Origin of the sequence: Candidatus Hydrogenedens sp. (assembly GCA_035378955.1) — a bacterium.
Taxonomy (GTDB): Bacteria; Hydrogenedentota; Hydrogenedentia; order Hydrogenedentales; family Hydrogenedentaceae; genus Hydrogenedens.
In genome coordinates, this window is the sequence record DAOSUS010000028.1 from 29,463 (window position 1) to 36,876 (window position 7,414).

Below are 7,414 nucleotides of genomic sequence, written 5' to 3' on the forward strand. Positions count from 1 at the left end.
CAAATTTTCTAAAAAAAATCAGGGAGAGTAAAATCTCTCCCTGAGAATCTCCTAAAAAAAATTTTTTTCGAGCACAAATTTATATTTTTGCTCCTGCCTTTACCTGTGGGGATTTCTTAACGGAACCTGACTTTGTCTGTCCTGCCAATCGCAATTGTCTTTGTTCACTCTTCTCCTGCCAAATAAGCACAATAGGCGAAGCCACAAAGATAGAAGAGTAAGTTCCAATTACAATTCCTACAAGTAGTGCCAATGCAAAATCATGAATAGCAATACCACCAAATATAAACAATACTACTACAGTAAATAATGTAGTTAATGAAGTTAAAATAGTTCGACTTAATGTTTCGTTAATAGATATATTAAGTATATCCATATACTTATATCCTTTGCCTCGATATAACTTCATATTTTCACGAACACGGTCGAATATGACGATAGTGTCATTCAAAGAATACCCAATAATAGTCAGAATCGCCGCAATAACACCCATATCAATTTGCCGACGCAACACAGCAAAAGTTCCTAATGTAATTGACACATCATGCACCAAAGCAAGAACAGCAGCAACACCAAATTTAAGTTCGAATCGGAACCAGAGATACATAATAATGAAAATAAATGACCAGAAAATACATTTAATTGCGTCTGTTCTCAGCTGTGCCCCGACCGCGGGACCGACTGTCTGCTGGTCTTCAATTGCCACATCTTCGAACTTCCCACTCTTTGTAAGAGGCGCCAGGGCTTTTTGAATCATTCCTCCAATATCACCTCCATCTATGTTCTTGGACATAGAGGCTGTCAAAGGAGCCGTATTGACAGTTCCTTCTTCTTTTTCTGTTGGAGGTGTTGAAGTAGAGGTTATTCCTTTTATATCTGTTTCTGCAATACGAATCAAAAAGCGATTTCCTGCTTCCACATCTTCTTCACTGGTTAATTGAACAATGGCTTTCCCAAAACCACTTTTTGCTAATGCTTCACGCACGGCTCCGGGTTGTATAGGTTGCTCATTGTTTATTTGCACATTAATATTTGTTCCCTGAACAAAATCAACTCCAAGGTTCTCCTTGCCTCTCCATGCAAACACTGCCATACCTGCTACTATTAATATTCCACTAAATAAAAAAGCATAATATCTGAGTTGCAGGAATGGAATTTTGGGTTTCATCGGAATAACACTTAACATATACAATGATTTTACAATTCTTCGGTCTAATAAAAAGTCAAATAATGCATGACAGACAACTAATGCAGCGAAAACACTGGCACATACACCTACACTTAATGTTATAGCAAACCCTTCAATCGGTCCTGTACCAAATTGTAATAGTACTGCAGCAGCTATCAATGTTGTGATATTGGCGTCGAGAATGGTTACAGCAGACCTTGCGAAACCATTGCTTACGGCTGTGGCTAAAGCATGACCTAATTTTAATTCTTCCCGAATGCGTTCATAAATAAGCACATTAGCGTCCACAGCCATACCGATGGTCAAAATAAGACCTGCAACACCCGGTAGTGTAAGAGTCATCTCAAAATATGCCATCAAGGCAAGAATTATCAGGAAGTTAACAACAAGTCCAATAAGAGCAACAAGCCCTGCCCAGAGGTAATAAACGACCATAAACCCACTTACAATTATTAAAGATATAACTGCTGAGGTTATGCTTTTATTTACCGCATCAGCACCCAGACTTGCGCCAACAATACGCGTAAACTCTTCCTTGACGGGGACAAACATTGAACCGGAATTTAAGGCAATAGCCAGGTCTGTTGCTTCGGGTTGTTCAAAGTTTCCAGTAATCTCACCTCTTGTTGTAATACGGTCTCTAATGACGGGTGCTGAACAAACCATACCATCGAGAACAATTGCCATGGCTTTATTGATATTTTTCTCGGTAGCTTCACCAAAAAGAGCCCCTGCGGAATTATTAAACTCAAATAGAATTTTCCAATGAGGGGGATTATTCTGGTCAGGAATAGCCATAGCAGAACGCAACCCATCACCCGAAGCAATGGGTTTTCTATCTATATAATATAATTTATAAACTTGGTCTTCATAGGGTTTCAGGGGTTGACTGAACGCTAACATCTTATCCTCAGGGATAATTCCTTCCTTTTCACAGGCTTCAATCAAACGACGAACGCGGTCATAATTCTCAACGCGGACTGTAAAATGGTCTCCTTTTAATTTCGGGCGTTGAATAAAGGCATTAAATTCTTCCGGATATTTGTCTTTTATTTTCTGAAATACCTGAATAATATCCGACATTTCTGCTACGATATGGAAATTTAATTGGGCTGTTTTCTTCACAAGATTTTTCGCCCGTTCTACATTTTTTTCACCCGGTAATTGTATTTGAATCTGATTAGTACCCAATGCCTGAATAACAGGTTCTTTGGCTTCAAATTCATTCACTCTTCGCCGTATTTGCTGAAGAACAATTTCCTGCACTTCTTTCTCAATATTGGCATCTGTATAGCGACGGTCTCGATATTCCTGCAACCGTTCCGGTGGCAAATCTTTAATATCAAAGCGAAGTACCATGTGTACTCCACCTTGCAGGTCTAATCCAAGATTTATAACACGGTCCCGGTCAAACTCTGCCCATCTACGAATGGTTTTCCACAAATCTTCGGTATAACTATGTTTTTTCTTTGCCCATTCATCATCTTCTTGTCTCCACCTTTCCAGACGGGCTTGACGAGCCTCATCAGACAGGGTAAGCCAACCTATAGTCGGATATACCTGAACTATTGACCAGATAATAACAATCCAGATAATTAATGCACGATACGGAATATTCATGGACCTAATTTTGCTCCTTTTATTGTTTATTGTTATAGAATGTTTTTATTTATTATATGTTAAAAAAATTATTTCTTTTTATCGCCATTCGCCTTTGAAACAATTTGGGCTACTGCACCACGAATGAAATCTATTTCAACTTTATCATCTACACGAAGTGTTACTTTCTCCTCAGATAAATCTACAACCGTTCCATACATTCCACCTGTAGTTACAACTTTATCTCCTTTTGCCAATGAATTTAACATTTCGCGCCGTTCCTTTTCTCTTTTTTGTTGGGGACGAATCATCAAAAAATACATAATCGCAATGAATGCTAAAATCATCGGAAGCATACTACCCCACGGGCTGGGAGGAGTTGCCGTTGTTTGTTCTCCCGCACTTTGTGCTGTAGAGACTGCCTCCGATGGAACTGCTTCTTCCGTCTGTGCCAAAAGAAATCGCCACATAAAAATACCTTTCTTAGCGTTTGTTCGGTAAAGGGAAAAATAAGTAGCACAATATATAAATCTACTTACACCTTAACCTCTAATTCCCTATATTATACTTGGAAAAGAAGTCGTTATAAAAATCGAGGTATCGGTTTTCCCGAATAGCCTGACGAACTTTTTCAAATAATTTTAACATAAAATAGACATTGTGTAAAGTATTCAAACGGAATGCCAAAATTTCTTTTGCTCTGTAAAGATGGCTCAAATAAGCGCGTGTATAGCGTTTACATACAGGGCAATCACACTCTTCATCTATAGGAGTAAAATCGCGAACAAACCGTGCATTGCGTATATTCAATTTTCCATGAGAGGTAAAAAGGCAACCATTGCGAGCATTTCTCGTAGGCATAACACAGTCGAACATGTCTACGCCACAACGAACAGCCCATAATACATCTTCCGGTGCACCTACTCCCATTAAATATCTTGGTTTCCTTTCGGGTAATAAATTTGCGGAAATTTCTGTGATGGTATGTCTTTCTTCATCTGTTTCACCTACACTCACTCCACCAATAGCAAAACCGGGAAAATCAATCTCACACAATTCCTCCGCACATTTTTTTCGTAAATCTTCATAAACACTGCCTTGTAAAATTCCGAATAATTGGGAATAAGAACCCTCCTTCTGTTCTTTCCAGTAATCAAAACCTTTTCTCTCCCATACGATTGTTCTCCGCATAGATTTTTCTGCATCTTTATGGGATATAGGATAAGGTGTGCACTCATCAAAACTCATAATAATATCGGCACCAATATCCATCTGAAACTGAATCATCTTTTCGGGTGTGATATGATGTCGCGAACCATCAATATGACTCTGGAAAATAACGCCTTCGTTCGTAACTTTATTCAGGTGGGCTAAACTAAACAATTGAAATCCACCCGAGTCGGTTAAAATAGGCTTTTCCCAACTCATAAAAGGATGTATCCCCCCCGCAACAGATAAGGTTTCCAACCCCGGACGCAAATACAGATGATACGCATTACAAAGAATGATGGTTGTTCCTATCTCCTCTAATTCTTCCTGCGTTAATGCCTTTACAGATGCTTGCGTGCCTACAGGCATAAACACAGGAACCTCTACTACCCCATGTTCCAGATGTATTTTTCCTGTTCTTGCATTACAATTTTTATCTTTATGTTCTATCTGAAAAAACATTTTTTAACCTGATTCAATATATATTAATAAATATTCATAAAATTTCTAAAACATTTAAAAATATTTCTTTTTTATTTCCTCTCTTTGCCTGTCCAAAGGTATAATAGTGTAATAAAATAAAGGATAAAAAATCAATACGATGAATTGTTACTTTTTTTCCTTTTCTTCATTTTTGTAAAATATTAACTGAAAATATATTTTTAAGGAGATAATTATTATGAGTTCAATCCTCGATGCATTGAAAAAACTCGAGGAAGAAAAACAGCGACAGTTAAAACTACTCGAAAAAGAAGAGGAAGAGGAACAAGAACTTTCAGAACCTATTTCCATTTCTGCTATAGCAAAACCAGAAAAACCTATTCCACTTCAAGATACAGTCGCTCCTGTTATATCACCGAAATTACTTATTGGCGGGATAATTGTATTTGTTATTGTAATAAGTATTATCTCTATATCTGCGTCTTTATGGGTTGTAAAAACACAAATTGCAAAAAATACAATTCCATCTACTTCTGCAGAAGTAATGACATCGCAGCAAAAGCCAACGGAAACACCCCCTCCCATAAACCAACCCGAGAAAGAGGTATCGCCACCACAGGAAATACAATCAGAAAATAAAGAAACGCCATCTACTCCTTCGGTAACGGATAATACGGCAGATAATGCAAAAGAGAAAACAGTTGTATCCGAACCTCCTCCATCTCCACCTATTTCAAATTCATCAAATAAACAGGAAACAACAAAAACAGAACCACCGGGAAAAAAGCCTGAAGCATCTATCCCTGTGGAACAGCCTGCAATTGCGACGGAACCTCCTGTTCAAGTTGCTAAAAATATACCCCGGGAGACACCGGCTCCTGTTGTGGAGGAAGTTAAGAAAGAAACTCCACCACCCACCCCTCCTCCGGAAATTAAAGAAGATGTTCCAGCACAAACAAGCAAGGAAACTCCTTCTTTAGAAAGTTCTCCTTCTATTGCAAATGTTACCTCAAATAATGAAACAACGAATCCAACGGATTCTCAAAAGCCAATCGTTTCTCAACCTACGCCAGCACAAACAACAACTTCTACCTCTGTTGTGACAAAAGATTTAGAGCCACCACCTTCGTTAAAACCTGAACAATTTCAGCAGGTATTATCATTACCAAAACCAAATACAGAAGAAACCGTAGATATGACAAGGTTACCTGTATTGAGAACATCAGACAGGGCTCGTTTAGGTCTGGATGATATGAAACTCAATGTCCTCCGCGAAGCAGGACCGAAAAATCCACATGGTTTAGCCATTATCAATCTTACAAAAGTATATGTAGGTGAAATGATTCCCGGCACATCTGTTCGATTGCTGGATGTAAAGACACACGGAATTGCTATTGAAGTAGTGGGCACTGGCGAACGGTACTATGTGCCTCGTTAATATGAATAAAAATTTTAATTGCTAAAGGAGTAAAGGTATGTTCAAAAAAATGTTATTGTTGATTGTTATATCTTGTATTTTCGTGTCTTGTGGTCCCTCCCAAAAAGCACCCACCCCAGAACCCGGAAAAAAGACCTTAGAAATAGCAGTTATACCGAAATCATTTTCCCATCAGTTCTGGTTAACTGTTAAAGCGGGAGCAGAACAAGCAGGGAAAGAATTGGGAGTAAAAATTGTATGGCAGGGAACAGCCAAAGAGACAGAAATTGAACAACAAATTAATATCGTTCAGGACATGATAAATCGCGGAGTCTCTGCCATTGTTCTTGCTGCCAGTGATGCTAATGCCCTCATTGGAATTGTAGAGACAGCTGTTAATAAAGGTATTCCTGTAATAACCATAGATTCGGGTGTTAATTCGGATAAGCCTATGTCCTTTGTAGCAACGGATAATGTAGCGGGTGCCAAAATCGCAGCGCAAACCCTTGCAAAACTTATCGGTGAAGAAGGGGAAGTGGGTTTAATTCCTTTCGTTGCAGGAGCCGCTACTTCTGAAATGCGGGAACGCGGATTTAAAGAAGGCATATCGGCGTATCCCAATATTAAATTAGTTTCTACTCTATATAGTGATAGTAATGTAGCAAAGGCTATGGATGTTACTAACGATATGTTGACCTCTTTCCCAAATATAAAAGGGATTTTCGCTGCTAACGAATCCAGTGCGGTAGGTTGCGCTCAAGCCATTCGAAGTAAAGGGAAGGCAGGTCAGATAAAAATTGTGGCATTTGACGCTGCGGAAGAAGAAATTCAAGCACTAAAAGAGGGCGTCATACAGGCACTTATTGTGCAAAATCCATTTAAGATGGGTTATCTCGGTGTAAAAAGTGCCTATGATGCAATACAAGGAAAACCTGTTGAGAAAAGAATTGACACGGGTGTTACTATTGTGACTCCTGAAAATATGAATGACCCTGAAATCCAAAAAATCCTGAACCCCAGTTAATATATTATCCCTGTATTAACAAATATCGCTAAAACAAATGCATAATATTTCTATAACAATTGTATGCGAAAACACAGTAGGTAAAACAGGACTATTAGGAGAGCATGGATTAGCCTTTTTCATTCAGCATAAGAAACATACCCTATTGTTTGATACAGGTGCCGGATATGCACTCATTCATAATAGCAAAAGGTTGAATATAGATTTATCGTCTATTAATTATCTTATTCTCAGTCATGGGCATTACGACCATACTGGGGGAATGAAGAAACTTTTTAAGATTGTCCGCATTCAAAAAGTATTTGCTCATCCAGATGCTTTTCGTAAAAGGTATGTTAAAGATGCAGATGGGAAAATTCGTGAAATTGGTTATAGAGGTCCTTCTCTAAAAATATTAAATGATATAACCCAATTTGTCCCCACTAAAATATCTACAAAAATAACAGATAATATTTTTGTCTCTGGTACAATACCCCGAACAACTCCTTTTGAAAATCCCGCCACATTTTTATCTTGACCCTCAATGCACCCAATT

At 38.3% G+C, this 7,414-nt stretch carries 6 protein-coding genes; 3 read left to right on the forward strand and 3 right to left on the reverse strand.

What is annotated here, in order from left to right; translation table 11 throughout:
• Positions 1-79: 79 nt before the first annotated feature.
• From secD to tgt, 3 genes are all read right to left on the reverse strand, one after another.
• Entirely contained in the window at positions 80-2,809 is a 2,730-nt protein-coding gene (secD, locus tag PLA12_07585; GenBank protein HOQ32358.1) for a protein translocase subunit SecD, read from the reverse strand.
• Positions 2,810-2,877: 68 nt separating this feature from the next.
• The gene (gene yajC / locus PLA12_07590) at positions 2,878-3,144 is read right to left on the reverse strand and encodes a preprotein translocase subunit YajC (GenBank protein HOQ32359.1); all 267 of its coding nucleotides are present in this window, start codon (positions 3,142-3,144) and stop codon (positions 2,878-2,880) included.
• Positions 3,145-3,337: 193 nt separating this feature from the next.
• Positions 3,338-4,459, reverse strand: a complete 1,122-nt coding sequence (gene tgt / locus PLA12_07595; GenBank protein ID HOQ32360.1) for a tRNA guanosine(34) transglycosylase Tgt — start codon at positions 4,457-4,459, stop codon at positions 3,338-3,340.
• Between the two features lie 217 nt (positions 4,460-4,676).
• On the opposite strand from tgt, the gene PLA12_07600 reads away from it, so the two are divergent.
• From PLA12_07600 to PLA12_07610, 3 genes are read left to right on the forward strand one after another with little or no spacing between them, the layout of a single operon-like run.
• Positions 4,677-5,876: a hypothetical protein gene (locus PLA12_07600; protein ID HOQ32361.1), complete on the forward strand. Its 1,200-nt coding sequence runs from the start codon at positions 4,677-4,679 to the stop codon at positions 5,874-5,876.
• A gap of 37 nt (positions 5,877-5,913) precedes the next feature.
• Positions 5,914-6,879, forward strand: a complete 966-nt coding sequence (locus PLA12_07605; GenBank protein ID HOQ32362.1) for an ABC transporter substrate-binding protein — start codon at positions 5,914-5,916, stop codon at positions 6,877-6,879.
• 37 nt (positions 6,880-6,916) lie between these two features.
• Positions 6,917-7,396 carry an MBL fold metallo-hydrolase gene (locus tag PLA12_07610; GenBank protein ID HOQ32363.1) on the forward strand — a complete coding sequence of 160 codons (480 nt, stop codon included), beginning with the start codon at positions 6,917-6,919 and terminating at the stop codon, positions 7,394-7,396.
• Positions 7,397-7,414 lie beyond the last annotated feature (18 nt).

Bases quoted from the DNA above. Each gene is read 5' to 3' on its own strand.
- secD (HOQ32358.1), bottom strand. From the start codon at position 2,809: ATGAATATTCCGTATCGTGCATTAATTATCTGGATTGTTATTATCTGG.
- yajC (HOQ32359.1), bottom strand. From the start codon at position 3,144: ATGCTTCCGATGATTTTAGCATTCATTGCGATTATGTATTTTTTGATG.
- tgt (HOQ32360.1), bottom strand. From the start codon at position 4,459: ATGTTTTTTCAGATAGAACATAAAGATAAAAATTGTAATGCAAGAACA.
- PLA12_07600 (HOQ32361.1), top strand. From the start codon at position 4,677: ATGAGTTCAATCCTCGATGCATTGAAAAAACTCGAGGAAGAAAAACAG.
- PLA12_07605 (HOQ32362.1), top strand. From the start codon at position 5,914: ATGTTCAAAAAAATGTTATTGTTGATTGTTATATCTTGTATTTTCGTG.
- PLA12_07610 (HOQ32363.1), top strand. From the start codon at position 6,917: ATGCATAATATTTCTATAACAATTGTATGCGAAAACACAGTAGGTAAA.